Source organism: uncultured Empedobacter sp. (assembly GCF_937930195.1).
Classification (GTDB): Bacteria; Bacteroidota; Bacteroidia; order Flavobacteriales; family Weeksellaceae; genus Empedobacter; species Empedobacter stercoris.
Genome location: NZ_CALGVK010000022.1, coordinates 1 through 21,447, shown reverse-complemented (window position 1 = coordinate 21,447; position 21,447 = coordinate 1). Strand labels below are relative to the sequence as shown.

At 30.5% G+C, this 21,447-nt stretch carries 20 protein-coding genes and 1 tRNA gene; 6 read left to right on the top strand and 15 right to left on the bottom strand.

All coding sequences use genetic code 11. The features are described 5' to 3' along the window. Window positions 1-24 precede the first annotated feature (24 nt). From Q0616_RS01325 to Q0616_RS01315, 3 genes are all read right to left on the bottom strand, one after another. Window positions 25-3,066, bottom strand: a complete 3,042-nt coding sequence (locus tag Q0616_RS01325; protein WP_286483722.1) for an SMC family ATPase — start codon at window positions 3,064-3,066, stop codon at window positions 25-27. A gap of 70 nt (window positions 3,067-3,136) precedes the next feature. Next, on the bottom strand, window positions 3,137-4,342 hold the full coding sequence (sbcD, locus tag Q0616_RS01320) for an exonuclease subunit SbcD (protein WP_298774402.1): 1,206 nt from the start codon (window positions 4,340-4,342) through the stop codon (window positions 3,137-3,139). 2 nt (window positions 4,343-4,344) lie between these two features. Beyond that, window positions 4,345-4,500: a hypothetical protein gene (locus Q0616_RS01315; protein ID WP_225540159.1), complete on the bottom strand. Its 156-nt coding sequence runs from the start codon at window positions 4,498-4,500 to the stop codon at window positions 4,345-4,347. 154 nt (window positions 4,501-4,654) lie between these two features. Here Q0616_RS01315 and Q0616_RS01310 point away from each other — a divergent pair, with 154 nt between their 5' ends. Beyond that, window positions 4,655-4,789, top strand: a complete 135-nt coding sequence (locus Q0616_RS01310) for a 30S ribosomal protein THX (RefSeq protein WP_171623714.1) — start codon at window positions 4,655-4,657, stop codon at window positions 4,787-4,789. Window positions 4,790-4,926: 137 nt separating this feature from the next. Next, window positions 4,927-5,187, top strand: a complete 261-nt coding sequence (locus Q0616_RS01305; protein WP_298774376.1) for a hypothetical protein — start codon at window positions 4,927-4,929, stop codon at window positions 5,185-5,187. A 45-nt stretch (window positions 5,188-5,232) separates the two neighbouring features. Here Q0616_RS01305 and Q0616_RS01300 read toward each other — a convergent pair whose 3' ends face one another. From Q0616_RS01300 to Q0616_RS01285, 4 genes are all read right to left on the bottom strand, one after another. After that, complete coding sequence (locus Q0616_RS01300) at window positions 5,233-6,429, bottom strand: tRNA modification GTPase (protein WP_286483723.1); 1,197 nt, start codon at window positions 6,427-6,429, stop codon at window positions 5,233-5,235. Between the two features lie 85 nt (window positions 6,430-6,514). Beyond that, window positions 6,515-7,243, bottom strand: a complete 729-nt coding sequence (lptB, locus tag Q0616_RS01295) for an LPS export ABC transporter ATP-binding protein (protein ID WP_171623727.1) — start codon at window positions 7,241-7,243, stop codon at window positions 6,515-6,517. 30 nt (window positions 7,244-7,273) lie between these two features. Beyond that, the gene (locus Q0616_RS01290; protein ID WP_298774368.1) at window positions 7,274-8,635 is read right to left on the bottom strand and encodes a pyridoxal-phosphate dependent enzyme; all 1,362 of its coding nucleotides are present in this window, start codon (window positions 8,633-8,635) and stop codon (window positions 7,274-7,276) included. A 33-nt stretch (window positions 8,636-8,668) separates the two neighbouring features. Continuing rightward, a complete protein-coding gene (locus tag Q0616_RS01285) occupies window positions 8,669-9,898 on the bottom strand; it encodes an FtsX-like permease family protein (protein ID WP_188319039.1) in 1,230 nt (409 codons plus the stop codon). A gap of 74 nt (window positions 9,899-9,972) precedes the next feature. Between Q0616_RS01285 and Q0616_RS01280 the strand changes: the two genes are divergently transcribed. Beyond that, window positions 9,973-11,229, top strand: coding sequence for a DUF1343 domain-containing protein (locus Q0616_RS01280; RefSeq protein WP_298774358.1), 1,257 nt, complete (start codon window positions 9,973-9,975; stop codon window positions 11,227-11,229). A 65-nt stretch (window positions 11,230-11,294) separates the two neighbouring features. On the opposite strand, the gene Q0616_RS01275 is transcribed toward Q0616_RS01280, so the two are convergent. From Q0616_RS01275 to Q0616_RS01255, 5 genes are all read right to left on the bottom strand, one after another. Then, complete coding sequence (locus tag Q0616_RS01275) at window positions 11,295-11,681, bottom strand: hypothetical protein (RefSeq protein ID WP_284583375.1); 387 nt, start codon at window positions 11,679-11,681, stop codon at window positions 11,295-11,297. A 105-nt stretch (window positions 11,682-11,786) separates the two neighbouring features. Continuing rightward, on the bottom strand, window positions 11,787-12,128 hold the full coding sequence (locus Q0616_RS01270) for a hypothetical protein (RefSeq protein WP_225542848.1): 342 nt from the start codon (window positions 12,126-12,128) through the stop codon (window positions 11,787-11,789). 101 nt (window positions 12,129-12,229) lie between these two features. Further along, the gene (locus tag Q0616_RS01265; RefSeq protein ID WP_286484030.1) at window positions 12,230-12,655 is read right to left on the bottom strand and encodes a hypothetical protein; all 426 of its coding nucleotides are present in this window, start codon (window positions 12,653-12,655) and stop codon (window positions 12,230-12,232) included. 82 nt (window positions 12,656-12,737) lie between these two features. Further along, a complete protein-coding gene (locus tag Q0616_RS01260) occupies window positions 12,738-13,304 on the bottom strand; it encodes a DUF4920 domain-containing protein (protein WP_284583374.1) in 567 nt (188 codons plus the stop codon). Between the two features lie 11 nt (window positions 13,305-13,315). After that, the gene (locus Q0616_RS01255; RefSeq protein ID WP_171623704.1) at window positions 13,316-13,912 is read right to left on the bottom strand and encodes an NUDIX domain-containing protein; all 597 of its coding nucleotides are present in this window, start codon (window positions 13,910-13,912) and stop codon (window positions 13,316-13,318) included. A gap of 41 nt (window positions 13,913-13,953) precedes the next feature. Between Q0616_RS01255 and Q0616_RS01250 the strand changes: the two genes are divergently transcribed. Together Q0616_RS01250 and Q0616_RS01245 are read left to right on the top strand one after the other, a co-directional pair. Continuing rightward, window positions 13,954-14,352, top strand: a complete 399-nt coding sequence (locus tag Q0616_RS01250; protein ID WP_171623703.1) for a hypothetical protein — start codon at window positions 13,954-13,956, stop codon at window positions 14,350-14,352. Between the two features lie 20 nt (window positions 14,353-14,372). Continuing rightward, complete coding sequence (locus tag Q0616_RS01245; RefSeq protein ID WP_298774343.1) at window positions 14,373-14,693, top strand: hypothetical protein; 321 nt, start codon at window positions 14,373-14,375, stop codon at window positions 14,691-14,693. Window positions 14,694-14,746: 53 nt separating this feature from the next. Here the strand turns inward: Q0616_RS01245 and typA are convergent, their stop codons facing one another. The 3 genes from typA to Q0616_RS01230 all read right to left on the bottom strand — a co-directional run bounded on the left by typA (window position 14,747) and on the right by Q0616_RS01230 (window position 20,275). After that, entirely contained in the window at window positions 14,747-16,549 is a 1,803-nt protein-coding gene (gene typA / locus Q0616_RS01240; RefSeq protein WP_171623701.1) for a translational GTPase TypA, read from the bottom strand. Between the two features lie 280 nt (window positions 16,550-16,829). Continuing rightward, window positions 16,830-16,902, bottom strand: a tRNA-Lys gene (locus tag Q0616_RS01235). A gap of 220 nt (window positions 16,903-17,122) precedes the next feature. Next, window positions 17,123-20,275, bottom strand: a complete 3,153-nt coding sequence (locus Q0616_RS01230) for an AsmA-like C-terminal region-containing protein (RefSeq protein ID WP_298774339.1) — start codon at window positions 20,273-20,275, stop codon at window positions 17,123-17,125. Window positions 20,276-20,513: 238 nt separating this feature from the next. Between Q0616_RS01230 and Q0616_RS01225 the strand changes: the two genes are divergently transcribed. Next, window positions 20,514-20,945 carry a lipocalin family protein gene (locus Q0616_RS01225; RefSeq protein WP_298774337.1) on the top strand — a complete coding sequence of 144 codons (432 nt, stop codon included), beginning with the start codon at window positions 20,514-20,516 and terminating at the stop codon, window positions 20,943-20,945. Window positions 20,946-21,447: the final 502 nt, after the last annotated feature.

Here is a 21,447-nt window from a genome sequence, read left to right as displayed (position 1 = left end):
TAAAATAACTATTGAGGACTTTCTTTATGAAATAACTTCTATTAAACTACCTTTTTCTTCATCTTTTGTAATTTGTAAAGCGACTGGAATTCGATCTTTCAACTCATCAACATGTGAAATAATTCCAACAATTCTGTTTTCTTTTTGCAGACTCATCAACGTTTCAAACACAATATTTACAGCGTCTGCATCTTGTGTTCCAAAACCCTCGTCAATAAAAAAGAAATTCTTATCTGACTTCGCATTCGTTTGTACACTTTCTGCCAAAGCCAAAGCCAAACTCAATGAAACTTGAAAAGATTGTCCTCCAGAGAGTGTTTTCACACTTCTCGAACGACCTTCATTCAAATAATCTATAATCTCAAAATCATTGTTGTCATTCATCTGTAAACTCAATTGATTTTTGGTCATTCGATGAAAACGAACATTTGCATTATCACACAGTTGTTTCAAATAAATTGACGATACATATTGTACAAAACCCGCAGAATTAAACAAATTTCGCATCGTTTGTAAATTTGTAGCACGCTTCTGCAACTTCTCTAATTCGATTAATAAATCTTTCTTTTCGGCATAGGATTTTGTCAATCGTTCAATTTCAGTTTTGGTTTTAGTTACAATTTCAGCAGTTTCCTTCAACTGTTTTGTAATTAAATTTAACTGTTCTTCTTGCGTTTTAAATACCATTTCATCAAAAGAAACTTCAGCTAATTTTTGTTCTAATTCTTGGATAGAACTTCTTAATGTTTCAAATAAAATCCTAAAATCTTCTAATTCTTTACGGATTTGAACCACATTCAACTGTTGATTTAAAACTTGCTTAACAACTTCTATCGATTGAAGCTGATGAACTTCTAACGCTTTATCAATTTGATGTTGATGTTGTTTTAATTCTTCATTCAATTCAATAATCTGTTTATCAATCAATTCAATTGATGTTTTTTGAGAAACTAATTTTAGATTTAAAGTGTTTAAATTTTCTGTAAATTGCTGATAATCATGTTCAACTTTAATGTTCTTAGATTTTAAATCAATTAAATCTTGTTGAACAGTTTCATTAGATTGTTGTTGAAAATCATCAAATTTCAAAACTTTTAAATTCAGTTTATTTTGTTTTATTTGAGAAGCTTTTTCTGCTTCCTCTACTCTAAATTTTTCTAAAAACTGTTTATATTTCGTCAAATTCTGACGTTCTTTCTCCAAAGATTCACGAAGTTTATCAAGTTCATTATTTTTATCTGTAATGGTTTGTTCCAACAAAATAGCAGCTTTCTTTTTTTCTTCAAAAGAGGTTCTATTTTTTGGATCAAAATCTTTCCAATTAAACAAATTCAAATGTTTTTCTTGTTGAATTTTCAACTCATTCAAAACCTGATTTTCTTGCGCTATTTGCTTTTCAATAAACTGTTTTTGATCTACAATTTTCTGAACTTCATTTTGCTTTTTTTGCAATGCTTTCACCTCATCATCCAACTGCGACAACTTGGTATTAACCGCACTTAATTTTGAAGTTACATCATCAACCTCAACTATATTTGGATGTTCCAAAGCTCCACATAACGGACAAGCTTCACCATCATGCAAATTATGCGCATAATGAGCCAATTTCTGCTGAACTTCTATGTCATTTTTCTGTTTTTCTAATGATTTTTTGGTTAATTCTAATTGATCAAAAGTGGAATTAAACCAATTTTCGGACGTAGAAATATCTATATTTTGTTCTTTTAACTGAAATTCGAAACTATTAATTTGTTGATGCTGACTTTCAATTTTTAAGTGTTGTTTTTCTATTGATTGATCTAAATTTTGGTGATGAACAAACCAATTTTCTACTTCTATCAATGTTTTCGAATCAATTTTTTTTGCCGAAAATGTTTTTAATTCTTTTTCGGATAGTTTGATTGATTCTTCTATTTTTTGCTCTCTTTGCTGAACTTCTTCAACTTCTTTTAAACCTTTTGCAGTTCGTTCTTTTAGTTTTTCAATTTCCTGAGAAAAAGCCAAAATCTGAACAATTAGTTCTAAATCCGATTCCTCTTTTCGCTTTGTTGGCAAAGCTTCGTAATTCGATTTAATTAAATCAAGTTGAGTTGAAACTTCTTTGATTTGATTTTCGATTAAAGCCAATTGTTTTTGTTGCGCTTCGACAGAATTCGACTTTTCTACAAGTTGTTTTTCAACTTGATTTTGACGTTCTAAAACTTGATGAAAAGCATTAAAAATCAATTCAAAATGATCCATTTCAACTTTACGTTGATCCATTTCAACTTTTTGAGCAGTAACTTTTTCGAAATCAATTTTCTTTTGTTTCAAATTCTCAAAATCTAATTTCAATACTTTCAGACGTTGAAACGATTCATTGATATGATGATACTCTTCCTGAACTTGATTGTTTAAATTCGTTTGTTCGATTAAATTTTGTTCAAGTTCTTTTATTTTTTCTTCTGAAATTTCCTCAAAACCTGATAATTTTCCTTCTAATTGATTGAGATTCGTTAAATTTTTGGCATTTAATGTCGAAACTTTGTCCTGTAAATCATAACGATGAAGACCAAAAATTTCTTTCATCATTTGAGTACGATCTTTTGCGCCCAATTCGATAAATTCCTTGAATTGTCCTTGCGGAATAATAATTGTACGTTTAAAATTTTCGTAACTCAAACCAATTATTTCTTCAGCTTTCGAATGGTTTAGAGGAATCCATTCTCCCTCTTTATGTTCGTAAAAAACAACTGTCGGTGATTTAACATCTTCAAAACGTTTCGAATTTCGTTTGAATTCTCTTGTTGCTCTGAATAATTTTTGTTCGAAATTATAGAAATCAAACTCGATATAAGCCAAATTCGATTTCAGGTTCATCATATTGTATGCGCGTTTATCTTTAGAGTTTAAACGTTCTGTTTCGCCATACAACACATACATAATCGCCTCTAAAATAGACGATTTTCCAGAACCTACATTCCCGAATATTCCGAATAATCCTGCTTCAGTCAAATTAGAAAAATCAATCGTTTGACGTTCTTGATAGGAATAAAGTCCTTCTATGGTTAATTTTACTGGAATCATTTTTTATGTTTAAGATTGAGATTAAAGATAAGATTTCTTGATATCATAATATAGCTTCAGCAAATTCAATTTAACTATTCAAAATTTCATTAAACAAGTCTTTCATTTCGTCGTTTGGTTCTTGGTTGCCATTCTTCGATTTAAAATAATCAACAAACAATTCTTTTATATCTTTTGTTTGATCTGCAAATTTATATTCAACCGTTTCTATGGCTTGATTTTTTACTTTTGGAATCAAATGAATAATTCCACTATGGGATTGATAAATCAATTTTCGGTCTTCTGCTTTCAGAAACGTATCACTTTCTAAGGTTAATTCAACCAACGCATTTTGATGATTGTTTAACCATTCAACCGCATTATTTACCTCATCAAACGTTTTACGAATAAGCGGTTTTCCGTTTTTTAATTCAATTTGATGATACGAAACATTTTCATTTGGTTGTGCTTCGATAATCGAAACATATTTCGTTTGTCCAGCTTCCGAAAAACTATAGCACAATGGCGAAGAACTGTAAATGACAGGTTTTTCTCGTGTTCCGATATTCTTAAAACCGTGCAAATGCCCCAAAGCTGTATATTGAATTTGAGGTGGAATTGCTTCAGAAAAAATCATATCAGCATTACCAATTTTAATTGGTTTTTCACCTTCAGGTTCCTCTAAAATTTCAGCACCTCTTTGGTTCATATACAAATGCGCCATCAATAAATTGACTCCATTTTTATCGCAATGATTATCTGCAATCGTTTTCCAATTAATTGCTAAAATTTCATTTAATGCATCTTCTTTGTTTTCACCCAAATATTGTTTCAGACGAATTTCATTCGCATAAGGTGTATGTAAAATTCGAATAGGAAAATCATGATTATTTAATTTCAATTCAATCATTCCTTCGATAGATTTAGAAATTTTAAAATCATTTAGTTCAAATTCCTGAACTTTCGCGTTGGGATGACCTATCAAAATAATTCCACATTCGCGTGCCAAAGGATCTGGAGCGTCTATTAAATTTGGCGAATCGTGATTTCCAGAAATCGCTACAACAGGACGTTTTCCATTATTCGAAAGTCGTTTTAACGTTTTATAAAATAATTCTACAGCTTCTACACTTGGATTAAAATTATCGAATAAATCACCTGCAATTAAGACAAGATCTACCTGTTCTTGCTCTGCAATTTCGACAATCTCATTCATCACTAAAATTTGTTCTTCTAAACGTGAAAAACTATCTAATTTTTTACCCAAATGCCAATCGGCTGTATGTAGAATTCTCATCATTATTCTTCCTTTTCTGGTTTCGTTTTATCGTTAAATTGTTGATTAATTTCTTTTAGTCGAGCTTTACGTTCAGCTTCGGCATCTTGTACTTTTCGTTTTTTTTGGTATAATTTTTTTTTATGTGCTTTTTTATTGGCATCTGTATTTCGACTCATATTATTTTGTTCTAAAATTATACTTTATCTACGACAAAATATGTCGCAAAGTTAATTGAAATCTGAAAGAATTGTCAATCATTTATTCAATTAAGTTAGAATTATTAACTTGGTTGGAAAGTAATCGAATTTATTAATTTTAAAACATTTGGTAATGGGAAAAGGCGATAAAAAATCGAGAAGAGGAAAAATTGTAAATGGCTCTTATGGTGTAAAACGTCCGAGACATAAGTATTCTTATGAGGAAGATATAGTTGAAGAAAAAACGACCCAAAAAGCTAAAAAGTAATTTTTGAAGCTGAAAATCATGATTGATTTTCAGCTTTTTTATGCCAAAATTCTATTTCAGAATTCATATAATTTATAGAATATATTGAGGTAAACTTCTTTTTTAAATGATTATGTTTTAGCTTTGAAGCCTTATAATTGGTAGGTTTAGGTCGTATGAGACATAATGATTTGGAAATTAACCGTTTGATTGAACGATTGGAATCTTTAGGAATTTTGGTCGAAAAAGTTGAGAGTTCTGGTTTTGGTAGTATGTTGAATTTTGAGATGACGTATCAACTTCCAAATGAGGATATTTCACAAAACATTCACTTCAGAAGATATGATATTCAAGATGTTTTTTTACATTTTAAGAATACTGCTAACCAAAAAGGAAAATTACTTTTTGTTGATTTATAAAAAAAGCTGTCTTCCTTTTGGAGACAGCTTTTAAAATACTTTATTTTAAAATATATTATAACCTAATACAAATGAAATCGTAGAATATTTTGTGTTCCAATATACGTAATCAAATATATTTCTCTCAGTTAAAATTCTTAATTCAATATTAAATTTACTATTATAATCATAACCTAAACCAAAAGCAAAGTTTCTTCTTGAATTAACTTCCATTTCTCTATATGTTTTTCCTCCTCTACTAAATTGAACAGACGAGTTAAAATCAAAATTAAACATGTATTGAGCATTCGCAAAAATTTTAGATTTTTCATTAATGAAAAAATAATGTCTAAAACCAACTGGAAGTTCTACAACTTGGTATTTCACAAATACTTTATCCTCTTGACTGTTTATATTATCTATTTTACTTTTATAAGATTGAAATGACGGTTCTATAATTACACTCCATTTTTTCTTATTAAATGGTAAAATAAATTCGGCTTCTATACCAATACCAGCTCCTAGTTTGTTCTCGAAATTAAATGCTTCATAGTTATCTTTCAAACTTAATTTTGAACTATTTAAACGAGGTCTAACCCATAGATTAAAATCTACTTTTTTAGATTTAGAATCTGAATTATATACAATATCAGAACCTTTACATTGATTAATTTCTGTAAATAATTTTACTAATTCAGTTTCTCTATAATTCACTTTTTTTATTCTATCATTAGAAATTGTTTCACACTTGAAGCTCTGTGCAATCTGTCCTTTATAACTTCTATTATAAGCAAATTGATTTGTTGTAACTTCATATTTCTTATATATTAATTGTTCAATTTCACCATTGTTTTTTTTATAAAAGAATCTTTTCAAATTATAATCTACATAATCGTATAAAGAAGCTTCTCCTTCTATCAAAACTTTTAGAAACAATGTTTCTTCCTTAAATTCAGGCTCTTGAATAGAACTAATTTTAGCTAAATCTTCTGAAGACCTATCAATCTTAACATCTACTCTTACATATTTTGATTGATTATCAACGCCAAATTCTTTTATTTGATTTATCGTTGCAATCTCAATTTTAGAAGTTTCATCATTTTTATATTCTATTGATTTTGGATTATTTAACCAATCAATATTTTTAATTAATACATCTTGTCTTTGATTATTATTATCAATAATATAACCTTGTTCAAAACGAATTTGGGCATGAATACTTATAGTGAATAAGAATATGAAAATTGTCTTTAGTAATTTCATAAATAATTATTTAGTGTTAATGTTACGAATATAAACAAAAAAAACCACTCAAAATTGAGTGGTTTCAAAAAAACTATATTGTAAATTATATCTGTTGATACATAAAGTTTTCACCAAGATAAACACGACGAACATCTTCGTCATTTGCTAATTCTTCTGGCGAACCTTCTTTTAGGATTTTACCTTCGAACATGATATAGGTTTTATCAGTAATTGCTAATGTTTGCGAGACATTGTGGTCAGTAATTAAAATTCCAATATTCTTTTCTTTCAATGAACGGACAATCTTCTGAATATCCTCTACTGCAATAGGGTCAACTCCAGCAAAAGGTTCATCTAACAAGATAAAATTTGGTTCTGTCGCCAAACAACGTGCAATTTCGCAACGACGACGCTCACCTCCAGAAAGTAAATCTCCACGGTTTTTACGCACGTGTTCTAACGAAAACTCTTCAATCAGCGCATCGGTACGCATTTGTTGTTCTTTTTTCGAATGTTTAGTGAATTGTAAAACGGATTTGATGTTGTCTTCTACAGAAAGTTTGCGAAAAACAGATGCTTCTTGCGCTAAATATCCAATTCCTTTCTGTGCACGTCTGTACATTGCATCGCTTGTAATATCTTGTTTATCTAAAAAAACTTTTCCTTGCGTGGCTTTTACCAAACCAACAATCATATAAAAAGAAGTGGTCTTACCAGCACCATTTGGTCCTAATAATCCAATAATTTCTCCTTGTTCTACTTGAAAAGACACATTTTTCACAACGTGTTTTTTACCGTAATCTTTTACTAAATTCTGACCTTTTAATACAATTCCCATATCGCTTCAAAGATAGGATTTTTGTTATTTAATCGAGTTAATAATATCATATTTTGTAATGATATGATATTTCCCATTTTCTAATTCTATTAAAACCGCTTGATTATCCTTAGTAATTAACTTCGAAACTTCTTCGATAGATGTTCCAGCTTTTACAATAGGGTAAGGTTCTCCCATGATTTCGTGAATAGGTTTTTCAGCAACATTTCTATCTTCTAAAAATGCTTGAAACAAATCTGATTCGTCCAAAGATCCAACAATTCCATTCACATCCATTACAGGAATTTGAGAAATTTTGAAACGACGCATACGATCAATTGCATGAGATGCCAATTCTTCTGTACGAACTGTTACCAATGGTTTATCGACATGTTCTTTAATTAAATCTACAGCAGTTTTAATCTCTTCGTCCAAATATCCTCTATCACGCATCCAATCATCATTAAAGATTTTTCCAACATAACGAGAACCTGAATCATGGAATAATACAACAACAACGTCATCTGGTCCGAATTCGTCTTTCATTTGTAACAATCCTTTAATTGCAGACCCCGAAGACATTCCGACAAACAAACCTTCTTCTAAAGCTAAACGACGCGTATAAACCGCCGCATCTTTATCTGTCACTTTTGTAAATCCATCAATAATATCAAAATCAACATTTTCTGGTAAAATATCTTCACCAATTCCTTCTGTTACATAAGAATACACTTCATTTTCATCGAAAACTCCAGTTTCTTTGTATTTTTTGAAAACTGACCCATAGGTATCAACTCCCCAAATTTTGATGTTTGGATTTTTTTCTTTTAAATATTTTCCTACTCCAGAAATTGTACCTCCAGTTCCTACTCCTACAATAAAATGCGTAACCTTTCCTTCTGTTTGTTCCCAAATTTCTGGTCCAGTTTGCTCATAATTTGCTTGTGTATTCGATGGATTATCGTACTGATTGACATACCAACCATTTGGTGTTTCTTTTGCCAAGCGTTTCGAAACAGAATAATAAGAACGTGGATCATCTGGCTCGACATCCGTAGGACAAACCACAACTTTTGCACCAACAGCGCGCAAAATATCCATTTTCTCTTTTGATTGTTTGTCTGTAATCACACAAATTAATTTATAACCTTTGATTACTGCAGCCAATGCCAATCCCATTCCAGTATTACCAGAAGTTCCTTCGATAATAGTTCCTCCAGGAAGCAAACGACCGTCTTTCTCTGCATCTTCTACCATTTTCAATGCCATACGATCTTTACATGAATGACCTGGATTGAAATATTCAACCTTTGCTAAAACAGTACATGGTAAATCTTTTGTTATCTTATTAATTTTAACCAAAGGCGTGTTTCCTATGGTTTCTAAAATATTATTTGCGTATTTCATTTTTTTCTGATTTTAAAATTAAATGGTTAATTTTTATCTAAAATTAATTGCTTTAGCCGGAGTAATTTTAGATATCATGTACGAAGGCAAAAGTAATACAATTGCACAAACTAATAAAGCTCCAGCATTTAATAATATAATTGTTCCAAAATCTAAATAGACTGGAGCAGTCGATAAATAATAATTTTCTGCAGGAAGTTGGATGATTTCGAAATGTTTTTGAGCTAACAACAAACCAAGCCCTATTACATTACCAGCAATCAATCCAGGTAACATAATAAATAAGGCGTAATTGATGAATAACTTTCGGATACGCCAATTGGTTGCTCCAAATGCTTTTAAAATTCCTATCGAATGTGTTCGTTCTAATATTAAAATCAATAAAACCATCACCATATTGATGACAACAACAAAAAGCATAATAAAGACAATAATGACAATATTCTTATCAAAAATGGTGATCCAATCGTTAATCTGAGCAAAAGAAGCAGTTGCCGATTCTGCATACAAGTTATATGGTATTTTCGCTTGAACTAATTTTGCAACAGGATCAATATTTTCTACATCGTTCACAAATAACTCAAAACCACCAACAGTTGCCGAATCCCAACGATTCAGGCGCTGTACATGCTTGATATCTCCAAACATGATTTGATCATCAAAATTTTTGATATCTGTTTTAAACAATCCAGAAATGGTAAATCGACGATAAATTGGTTTTGTATCTTCTTGAATGAAATACATCACAAACGAACTGTCAATATCCAATTTCATTTCATCTGCAATCTTTTCTGATAATAAAACCTCATCCATAATCGAATCTTTATTGATTCGAGGAAAGTGTCCTTTTACCAAAAATTTTTCGAACCGAACCGAATCAAAGTCTGTTCCAACTCCCTTAAAAACAACTCCACTAAAGTTTTCTTTGGTGCGAATCACACCACTTTTATTCGCAATTGCTTGTACATGTTCAATCGCTGGAATGGATTTGAAGGTTGGATAAAAAGTTTGGTTAATCGTTAACGAATCCGAATTTAACGAGGTATTGCTATTGTAATTTCTAATGGTAATATGCCCATTAAAATCAGCCAACTTTTCTTTAATTGCCTTCCTTGCACCAACACCAGTGGAAATCGTCACCAAAGAAACGATTAAACCTAATGCTACGGCAATTTGACCTACACGAATAATGATACTCGATAAGTTATTTTTAGTATTTTTACCAAGCGCAATTTTTTTTGAAAACCACCAAGAAAAACTCAAATTATATATTTTTTTAAGATTAAAACTAACTTTAGGCTTTATCTTTCGCCTAAATTCAAATGATGAAAAACGAAATGAAAAACTTTGTCAAATATACATCAATTGCTTTACTTCTAAGTATTCCTTTTTTTAGTATTGCTCAAACTTTAAATCAAACAAATTCTACTTCTACAAATGAAATAAATGGTTTAGAAATTGGGTTGGGTGCAGAAAATGTGATGCAATATTTACCACTATTAAAAGATAAAAAAGTTGGAGTTGTATCTAATCAAACTGGAATTCTTAGAAAAATTTTAAAGAAAAAACCTTCTGATTATGACTATAAAAATACAATTCATATTGTTGATTTTTTAATTGATAATGGAATAAATGTTACTAAAATATATTCTCCAGAACATGGCTTTCGTGGAGATGCAGATGCTGGTGCTAAAATAAAATCTGGTATTGATGCGAAAACAGGTTTACCAATTGTTTCACTTTATGGTGACAATAAAAAACCGAAAGCTAATCAAATTGCAGATGTAGATGTATTGGTTTTTGACATGCAAGATGTAGGAGCACGTTTTTACACCTATATTTCGACTTTACATTATGTAATGGAAGCTGCGGCTGAAAATGGTAAAAAAATAATTGTATTGGACAGACCAAATCCAAATGCACATTATGTAGACGGACCTGTAATGAAAAATGAGTATAAATCGTTTGTTGGGATGCACAATGTTCCGATTGTTTATGGAATGACCATTGGTGAATATGCGCAAATGATTAACGGTGAAGGTTGGTTAGCGAATGGCATAAAAGCAAATTTAGAAATCGTTCCTTTGCTTAATTACACACATCAATCTACTTATCATTTACCCGTAAAACCTTCTCCAAATTTACCAAATGCACATGCAATTAATTTGTATCCGAGTACTTGTTTATTTGAAGGCACAAATGTAAATGAAGGACGAGGTACAACTTTTCAGTTTCAGGTTTATGGTTCTCCTTTTTTGAAAAATATGCCGTTTCAATATACACCTGTTTCTAAACCTGGCGCAACAAGTCCAAAATTTAAAGATCAAGTGTGTTATGGTGAAGATTTATCTGATGTATCGTATCAATCATCTATTAATTTGAAATGGTTAATTAATGCGTATAAAAACAATACAAAACAACCTTTTTGGACGATGAATGGAAAAAAATTATGGATCGATCAACTTTCTGGAACAGATGAATTGCGTAAACAAATAGAAGCTGGCCTATCGGAAGAAGAAATAAAAGCAACTTGGCAAAAAGATTTGGAAGCATTCAAAAAAATAAGATCAAAATATTTGATTTACAAAGATTAAGCAATGTACAGAAATACAAATTCCAACTCAGATAAAAGTTGGGATTTGTATTTAATTTTATGAATTTAAGATTTTTCACCTACAACTTCAGCAATTGCTATACCCATATTTCTCACTTTTTCGTAGAGTTTTGTTGAACCTTTTTCTAATTCAATTGTTACTCTACCTTCACGCGCTTTTATTTCCAACACATCGCTTTCTCGCCAAACATAATTTTTTCCTTCTATAATTGGTTTACCAAACGTTTTTTCTATTTCTTTAATTGCTTTTGCTGATTTTGATCTATCAAAAATTACAGAATAAGAATACACTTCATTACTATCACTTACACTTACCGAAACATTAGAATGCGTTGTTGAACTTGATGTTTTTGAACTGGCATAAGATGTAGCCGTTTGTCCATTAACTAAGCTTGTACAAAAAACTACAGCGATTAAAATTATCTTTTTCATGTTTTTTTTTTATAAAAGTCTAAAAAAGATTAATTTATATTGGTTAATGCACGGTTAACGAAGAGTTAATATAAAAAACTCCAAGCAAATTTTGGAGTTTCTATTTTAAGAATTGACTTTATTTATATTTTTTATAGCCATAATTTTTTCTCCTAAATTTTTGATTTTCATGACAATTTCTTGGTTATCATTACTCTTTTGAATCTCTATTTTAAGAAAATTTTTATTCAAAATAATTTCAAAACTACCTCTTCCAGACCAAACAAAATCATTATTTTCAATTGTTGGAGTGCCTAATTCTTTTTCGATTGTGTTTTTGATGATCTCTGTTTTCTCTGAATTAAAAGTTCCTTTTACTGAAAAAAAAGTATCCGTATTACTCGCTCGTAATTGTGCAAATACTGAAAACGAAAGGATAGTTAGAATAAAACATAAATATTTTTTCATAACAATTGATTTAAAATATATTCACTAATATAATCAAAAATAAACTTATAGTCGTTTATTAATTACTTGTTTTTTTTTATAAATCAATTAAAGTGGGTTTGTTAAAATTCATTTAAAACCTCAATTGATAAAAATTCTCCCGTCATCGAGTCAAAGGAAAAGATACAATTTTCTCGTTTATAATCATTTGTCAAACGATTGGGATCATTATTATTAATTCTCTCGTAAAGTTCATTTTTCCGAATTTGTATTTCATCCGTAATACGTTTCAATTCAAAAATATTTTCACCCTCATATACTTTACAAATTGGGTTTGGAGAAAGATAAAATTTAATCGCACTTATTCTACCGTTAACAATTTTAATCGATATTCCTTTCTCTTTATAAAGTAACGTTTTCTCATTCGTCACATGTTGTTCAATAATTTCAGAATCAAGTTCTGCTTGAAATGATCGAAATAAATCGTCATTCTCAGTTTTTCCAATTAAAGAAAAGTAATTATTTGGATTGCCTTGAAATGTATTCATATCTCTATTTTTTTCAAAATTAAAGTTTACAAAAAAACCTTTCCAAAAAAGAAAGGTTTTTATTCATATTTTTAGAAAAATCTTAGTTTTCTTTCAAATAAACACCATCAGCTTCAAAATTATATTGCAACTGAGGTTTTGTTATTTTAGCAATCTCTTCTTTTGTTTTTCCAGCATCTTCTGCATAATGACGTAATTTCTCTACAGAAATCTCGCTAACAAAAGCTTTTCCATGAACTACAACATTGGCTTTCTCACCATCTAAAGGCATAAAAAATCCGTAATCTTTGAAACGAACAAATGATTGTTCTTCTCCTTTTCCAAGATCAACTTTCATCCAACAACCTTTCTTTTTACAAACAGATTCTATTGTTGATACGAACTGAACATTTTCTAAAGCATCTCCGTTTTTCATGTTATCGAATAACTTTGCAAGTTCGTTTTTAGTCAATGTGTTCTTAATTTCGAATGATTCTCCATATACTTGATACGCATATAAATCATCTATTTTAGCTGTTCCATTTTCTAAAATTTTCGCTTGTGACTTTGAAGCTTTTTCTGTTTTAGCTTTACTTTCTTTTTTCGTTTGAGCATTTGTTGCTAATGCAAAACATGTTAAAGCACAAAAAGTTAAAATATATTTTCTCATTCTATCCTAATTTAATTCAAATTTAAATAATTATCCATTAACAACTTTATATTAGGATAAGAATTTTCTAATAACTGAGGAATTTCACTTTCTTTTCTCCATTCTACCGACTCTATTCCTTCTTCAGTTTGTGGCAAAGGTAATTCTACTCCATCGTAAAAAACTTCGAACCAAAATGTTTCTTTTATAATGTATTCTCTCAAAAAATAAATATGAAAAGTTGGCATCAAAAATCGTTTCAATTCCAGATTTGTAAGACTACATTCTTCCTCAATTTCACGAATTGCAGATTCTTCTCTCGACTCTCCTTCTTCCATTTTCCCTTTTGGTAGATCCCATTTTCCGAGTCTGAAAATAAACAAATAATCATCTTTTGGATTGCGAACAATTCCGCCTGCAGCCTGTATATGTTTGTAATATTTTAAGAATTTCGTCCAAACAGTTTCAATATCATCACTAAAAATATTCACTAAATTAGAAGCTTTTGAAGATAATAAATGAACCGATTCATCGAATTGAGCTTCATTTTGAAACAATATATTTTTTGCTTCTGGATTGGATTGGTTGCTGAAAGTTAACAAACTTTCATTAAAAAAAACTTTGTACATTTGAACGATTTGTTACAAATTTATAAAAAACTCACAAGGATATGAAGGTAAATACGAATAAAGTCCGTTTAGCAAAAAATCAGCAAGATGCGTACATTTTTTTGTTGGACATGAAAAATTATGAGCAATTGATGCCAAATGATACAAAATCTTTCGAAATTCACGAATCTGGAAAAGGTTTTACAGTTGGTGTTGGTGCTTTACCAAAGGTTGGTATGCGTTTGAAAGAAACAGTTGAGCCGTCAAAAATTATTTTTGAATCTCCTGCACCTGCTTTTGAATATACATTGACAATTTCGATTGAAGCGGTTGATGATCATTCATCTGATGTTACATTAGACTTTGACGGAAACTTCAATATGATGATCGAAATGATGGCAAAAAAACCATTGACTTCTTTTATTGAAACGATTGCAGAAAATTTAGGTAAAATAGGTTAATCTATTCCTATCAAAATTCTGTGGATAATTGGATAAATTTTCCGAAAAAGGAATTGATGCTCGAAATTTATTTAAGCGAGCAAAATATGGATGATGTAATTCTATTATTTTGGAATCAAATTAAAACATCTCCTGAGATTTGGTTATGCAAAGATGTTATAGAAGATAATTTTTGGGCAATTGCGCATCATCAAAATTTTGTGATTTGGTACAATGATATCGAAGAAGGTTTTAATCTTTCGAGGTTTAAAACGAAAGGTCAAATCTTAGAATATCGTGCTTTTAAAAACGAATTAAATGCTGCAATAATTGCACTCAAAAACAAAATCGAAATTATTTAAACAAAAAAACCAGAAGTAAACTTCTGGTTTTTTTTGTTTTATATCTCAAATGATTAAATCATTGATTTTTCGTAACGTTTACGATCATTTTCTTTTAAGTGAATTTTACGTAAACGGATAAAGTTTGGAGTAACCTCAATACATTCATCAGCTTGGATATATTCCATACATTCTTCTAAAGTCATTTCGATTTTAGGAGCGATAGAAGATGAATCATCTTTACCAGCTGCACGAATATTATTCAATTTTTTAGCTTCAACAACGTTTACAACTAAGTCATTGTTACGAGAATGCTCACCTATAATCATCCCTTCGTAAACCTCTTCACTTGGCTCGATAAAGAATTTTCCACGGTCTTGTAATTTATCGATAGAATAAGGAGTAGAAACACCTTGATCTTTAGAAATGATTACACCTGCAGAACGTCCAGCAATAGCTCCTTTGAAAGGTTTGTATGCTAAGAAATTGTGCGCCATTACAGCTTCACCAGCAGTAGAAGTTAACATCAACGAACGTAAACCGATTAATCCACGAGATGGAATTTCGAATTCTAAATGTTGCATTCCTTCTTTCGCTTCCATTACTAATAAATCTCCCTTACGTTGTGTAACTAAATCGATAGCTTTAGATGAAAAATCGTCTGGAACATCAATTACTAATGTTTCGTAAGGCTCACATTTAACTCCATCAATTTCCTTGAAGATAACTTGTGGTTGACCAACTGTTAACTCATACCCTTCGCGGCGCATAGTTTCGATTAATACAGATAAGTGCATGATACCACGTCCATATACTAATTGTGTATTCGAATCGTCTGTTGGCTCTACACGTAAAGCTAAGTTACGCTCTAATTCGTCTGTTAAACGGTCTACTAAGTGACGAGAAGTAACAAATTTACCATCTTTACCAAAGAATGGAGAGTTGTTAATACCGAATGACATATTCATTGTAGGTTCGTCGATATGCATTACTGGTAATGGCTCTGGATTCTCTGGGTCTGCAATAGTATCTCCAATTTGGAAACCATCGATACCAACCACAGCACAAATATCTCCCGCTTTTACTTCAGTCGCTTTTACTTTACCTAAACCAGAGAATGTGTACAATTCTTTGATTTTATGTTTTTTGAATGATCCGTCAGGTTTTGTTAATGCAATCCAATCACCTTCTTTTATCTCACCACGAGTTACTTTACCTACTGCAATACGTCCTAAGAATTTAGAATAATCTAACGATGTAATTTGCATTTGTAAATCTCCTTCGTGAGCTTCTGGAGCTGGAACGTGCTCTAAAATACCATCCATTAAAGGTGTAATATCTTCTACACGTACATTCTCAGTGTTGAACCATCCTTGTTTAGAAGAACCATAAAATGCAGGGAAGTCTAATTGCTCTTCTGTTGCATCAAGGTTAAAGAATAATTCGAATACTTTATCATAAACTTCGTCAGGACGACAGTTTTCTTTATCTACTTTGTTTATAACAACCAATGGTTTTAAACCTAACTCTAAAGCCTTACTCAAAACGAAACGTGTCTGAGGCATAGGGCCTTCAAAAGCATCGACTAATAAAATTACACCATCAGCCATTTTCAATACACGCTCTACTTCTCCACCGAAATCCGCGTGACCAGGAGTATCAATTACATTAATCTTAACACCTTTATAATCTACCGAAGCATTTTTTGAAAAGATCGTAATCCCTCTCTCGCGCTCGATATCATTGTTATCCATGATTAACTCACCTGACTCTTGGTTTTCTCTGAAAACGTGTCCACTGTGAAGAATTTTGTCAACCAATGTAGTTTTACCGTGGTCAACGTGTGCGATAATCGCAATATTTCTAATGTTTTGCATCCTTGAAAATTATGGGTGCAAATTTACGACAAATTTATTTTTTATTACTATACTTTTTATTTTATTTAATTTTAACTATAATATATTTAGAAAAATTTAATTTTAATAAATACTTTTTACTAAAACATTGATTTATTTGCAAATTGATTAATAAAAAATGGATTTAAAAAAGTTAATAATAAATCATTTTATTGGATATTTCTACTAAAATAGCTTTTTCTCCTAAAAATATAGCTTCTTATGAAAACAAAAAGTCAAGTTATATATAACTTGGCTTTTGTGACTCGTCTGAGGTTCGAACTCAGGACCCCGAAATTAAGAGTTTCGTGCTCTACCAGCTAAGCTAACGAGTCCTTAAAAAACACAACAAAATCGTCTTGATTTGCTTTACAAATTTCATTCAGAAAGATGTTTTAATAAATATAAAACTATCTTTTTCATCAATTTAACCTATAAAAGAAAATAATAATCGCTGTATCCTATTTTTAGATTGCACTTTATCTAATTCCAGTATAACAAATCATTTCAATTTTAACATAAAAAAAACCTTCAGTAATGCTGAAGGTCTTAAAATTATTTTGTTTGTGTTATTGCTTGAGCAGCTTCTTGTTTTGCTTTTTCTTCTTCTAATGCTTTTTGATAATCATCAAATTCATCATCCGACTCATCCAAATCTTCTTTGTGGTATTTTCCAACCTCAACCTCAAATGTATCTGCAGGACCAGTAATCTTGATTGGAATTCCGATAATTCCAAAAGGCGGCAAGCCAAGACGCATCCCAAGGTTCATATAACCATCTAAGGTTACTTGACCTTCTATTCGAGGACGGAAACCTGCAATTTTAAATTTTGTACGATTTATAGTGATGACATTATTTTCGATCTTTGTTTTTAAATTAACTTTTTTCAAATTCGCATCATGCAAAGCATCTGTGGAAGTCTTTTCGGCAACCGTATTAAATACTTTAAAACCTAAGAATTTAATATCCTCAAGCATAAAACTACCTTCGCCTTTAATCGTTTTCATTTTCGGAAACATATCTGCTCCCAAATCTCCTTGTAGCTGATAATCCATCGACACTTTTCCATGTGCATTTTCTGCCGCACTTGCCAATTCTCTAAATAACGTAATCTCATGATAAGCACGTTGAATATCAAAATTATTGGCTTTTATATTGAAATCAAATTTGGCTTTTCTTGCATTTGTTGGCACGTAATTACCGTTCATCGTAAATTCTGAACCAATCAAATTAAATTTCGTATTTTGAAGTGATAAATTCCCTTGTTTCAATCCTAAATCTCCACTAAAATATTGGAGTATTATATCCTTAAACAATACTTCTTTCGCTTTTCCTTTTATCGATAATTCAACATTTTTTGGTAACAACACCACTCCTTCTTCTGCTGTTGCTGAATTAGAAGAAGTTTCACCAGAATTAAACGCCATAAAATCATCAATATTTACTCGATTAGTTTTAAAATTTATCGTTCCTTTTAACGTTTCATTCTCTTTTAATGCGTAATTAATATAATTAGAAACCTCTCCATCAAACACAAAAGAATTGCGTTTGTAGCGCGCTTTTACATCTTTAAAAGTTAACTGACTACCTTCGAATCGGAAATCTCCTTGCTTAACAATAAATTTACTTGGAAAGAACTTTGTATTGATTTTGATGTTCTCTATTTTCACATATCCTTTGTTCTGAAAACTTTCTAAAGGCGCTCCATTGTTTCCTTTTATTCCAAAATTTGTTTCAATCAAACCATCTACATCTATGCCTTCTACAGGAAATAATTTATATATATTCGCTAAATTCAATTCACCTTTCGAGTGAATACTATAATCCAAATTATTTAAGTTTTTCAGATTTGCATTGACCTTAAAAGGTTTCCCTGCCAATGTAAAAGAAATCGGTAAAACATCTATTGATAAATCGTTAAACGAACCTCTACCCGATTTTATATGCGTTTCTACTGTAAAATTTTCTAATGGTAAATTTGGATATTCGTTCAGTTTAATAAAACCATTTTTCAATTTTACTACTGTATTGGTAACGGGTACTTTTTTTCGTTTTGGTTCGTATGTTCCATTCGCTTTCATTTTCATATACAAATCACCACGCATCTCAATATTTTTCAACGGATAGATTTTATAGATATCTTCTAAATGAACTTTAGCCGCAAAATCAGCATTAATCGGAAAATTGGTTAGATTCTTTAATTCTAATCGTCCAATCATAAAATTATCCATTGCTTTAGCATCTATTTGATGAATTAAAACAGCCGTATTTTTATAATTTCCGTCCTTATTTTGCATGGACATTTTCATATTAATATAATCCAAAGCAGCAGGCATTTCATTCATTTTGAAATACCCATTTTCTAAGTTTGCTTTTAGATTAAATGTTGGTATTTTCTGTTTTGATTTTTTTACATTCTGAATAATTGAACCTTTCCAGTTTCCTTCTAAATTCAGCACACCTTTTGCATCAAATTGATTAAAACCTGTCGCATTTTTCAACGCTTCTAAATCTACATTTGCCTGAATAACACCTTCTGAAAACATTGTTTTTCCAGACGAATACGTAAAATTTGTTTTCGTTATACCATCCAATAATTTGAAATCAAGATTCTCTACTTTTACACGCATTTTTTCTGGATCTAACGCATATAAATCAATCGTAGAAATAAGATTAATATGTTGAATTGGCGAAGATGATTGTTTATAGTTTAATGAACCCTCATCAATTTTGACTTCAATATGTATATCTGGATTTTCTTTAGTTTCGTTATTCATCGTTCCTTTCATGGTAAAAAGAATCGATGATTCTCCATCCATTTGGATATCTTTCGCCCATTCTTGGTACATCTCCGGAACAATTGCTGGAATATGTTTCATTTCATTTTTATCCGAAGAAATCGTCAAATCAAAAATAATTTTTTCAGCTGGCATCAACAAAGAACCTTTTAACGAAAACGGAAATTGACCTAATTGAAGTTTATTATCAATAAAATAAAAAGATAAATTATTCAGATCTATTTTCGAATTAATTGTTCCTTTCAAAGGCAAGTTTTTTACATACTTTTGCTCATCAAAACTAAAATTGACCTTATCAATTGCTGCATCAGCATTTAATGTTAATTCGTTTTGAGTTAAGTCAATTAAACCATCGTAATTCAATTGATCTAATTTTAGGTATGTTTTCGATGATTGATCATCAAACAAAAAGTTTGAATCAGAAATTTTGAAATTATTTAATGCTAAGCCAACACTTGTTTCATCTTCTTTTTCAACCTCATCTGAAGGAACAGTTATAGCATAATTATGACGCCCTAAACTATCTATTTTCAAATTAATTGCTGCTTGATGAATAAACAATTCATTGAAAATAATTTTATCCTCGAACAATGTTTTGATATCAACACCAAGCGCAATTTCTTTTGCTGAAATTAAATTTTCTGTCTGATATGGCATCGAACCTTTGATTGAAGAATCGGTAAGTGTTACGGTAAGTTTTGGAAAATGACGAAAAAAAGACACATCTAAATCCTTAAAATCAACCGCTGTGTTGATGTAATTTTTAGCAACCTCTTTTATTCCATTATTAATTTGTTCCTTAAAAAAATAAGGCGACACATATAAAACCAATGCAATTCCTCCCAAAGAAATTCCTGTAATTTTCATTACTTTCATGACTTTTGAAAGAATCGTTTTTTTCTTCTTCATACTTCTAAAAATCGGTGGAACAAAGTAACTGAGAATCGAGTTGATTAGAAAATAATAAGAAACTTAATTACAGCGACTTTTATCATATAAATCTTAGAGTATTTTACTCTTCAATTCTTATTTTAAAACGAACAAAAGTAAATAGAATCTATTCAAATTATGTCTTTTATTATATAAAGAAATTAATAAAGTGTCTTTGGTTTTGTTTTTGCATATTGTTAAAACTAAATTTTATACAATGAATATTAAATATTCTTTAATGCCATTAATTGGAAGTGCTCTATTACTTCTTTCTTGTCAAAATGCGAAAGCTGATTCTAATCAAGAAACAACAGATATTGAAACTGTAAATAAAGATAGTGTCCAACATTATGATTTACTTATTGGTTCTTGGGAAGATTTATCAAGTAGTGCTTTACATTTTTCTATGTTTGAAGATGGTAGTGCACAATCTGATAATATGGCAACTTTGCTTTATAAATCTTGGCATGTAGAGAATAATGTACTCTCTTTAGTTGCTGAAAGTATTGGAAACAAACAGTCGTCTATAGATACAATATCCTATTCAATAGTTGAATTGAATAAAGATGCCATGAAATTAAAACAAGGAAATACGGTTTTAACTTTTAAGAAAGTTGCTGATAAAACACGTATTGACACTTCTAAATGAACTACACAAACTGTAGAAGGTGCTTTAACTTTTGGACATGAAACAAGAACTTTTAAACCTTGTGGTAGCAGTAACGTATATTGGGTTTCTGACGCTACAGGAAAATTAAAAGATATATACGCTCAACTTACAAAAGGAAAAGAGCCATATACGGCTGTATCAGCTCAACTTATTATCAAAGACAAAGGAAAGAGTACCGAAGGTTTTGCGGCTTCTTATCAAAGCGTATATGAAGTCATCGATATTGTAAGTATAACAGAAACCTCTTCTAAAGATTGTCGTAATTAATCTCACAATTAAGAAAATAAAAAAAACTGCATTGGGTAATATAAAAATATCACTAAATGCAGTTTTTATCTATTAGACTTCCATTAATTGTAGAAACTTCTAACAGTTAAATTATAGAATAAAAAAAGGGACAATTCTTAAAAGAAAGATTGTCCCTGTTTGTGACCTGGCTGGGGCTCGAACCCAGGACCCCAACATTAAAAGTGTTGTGCTC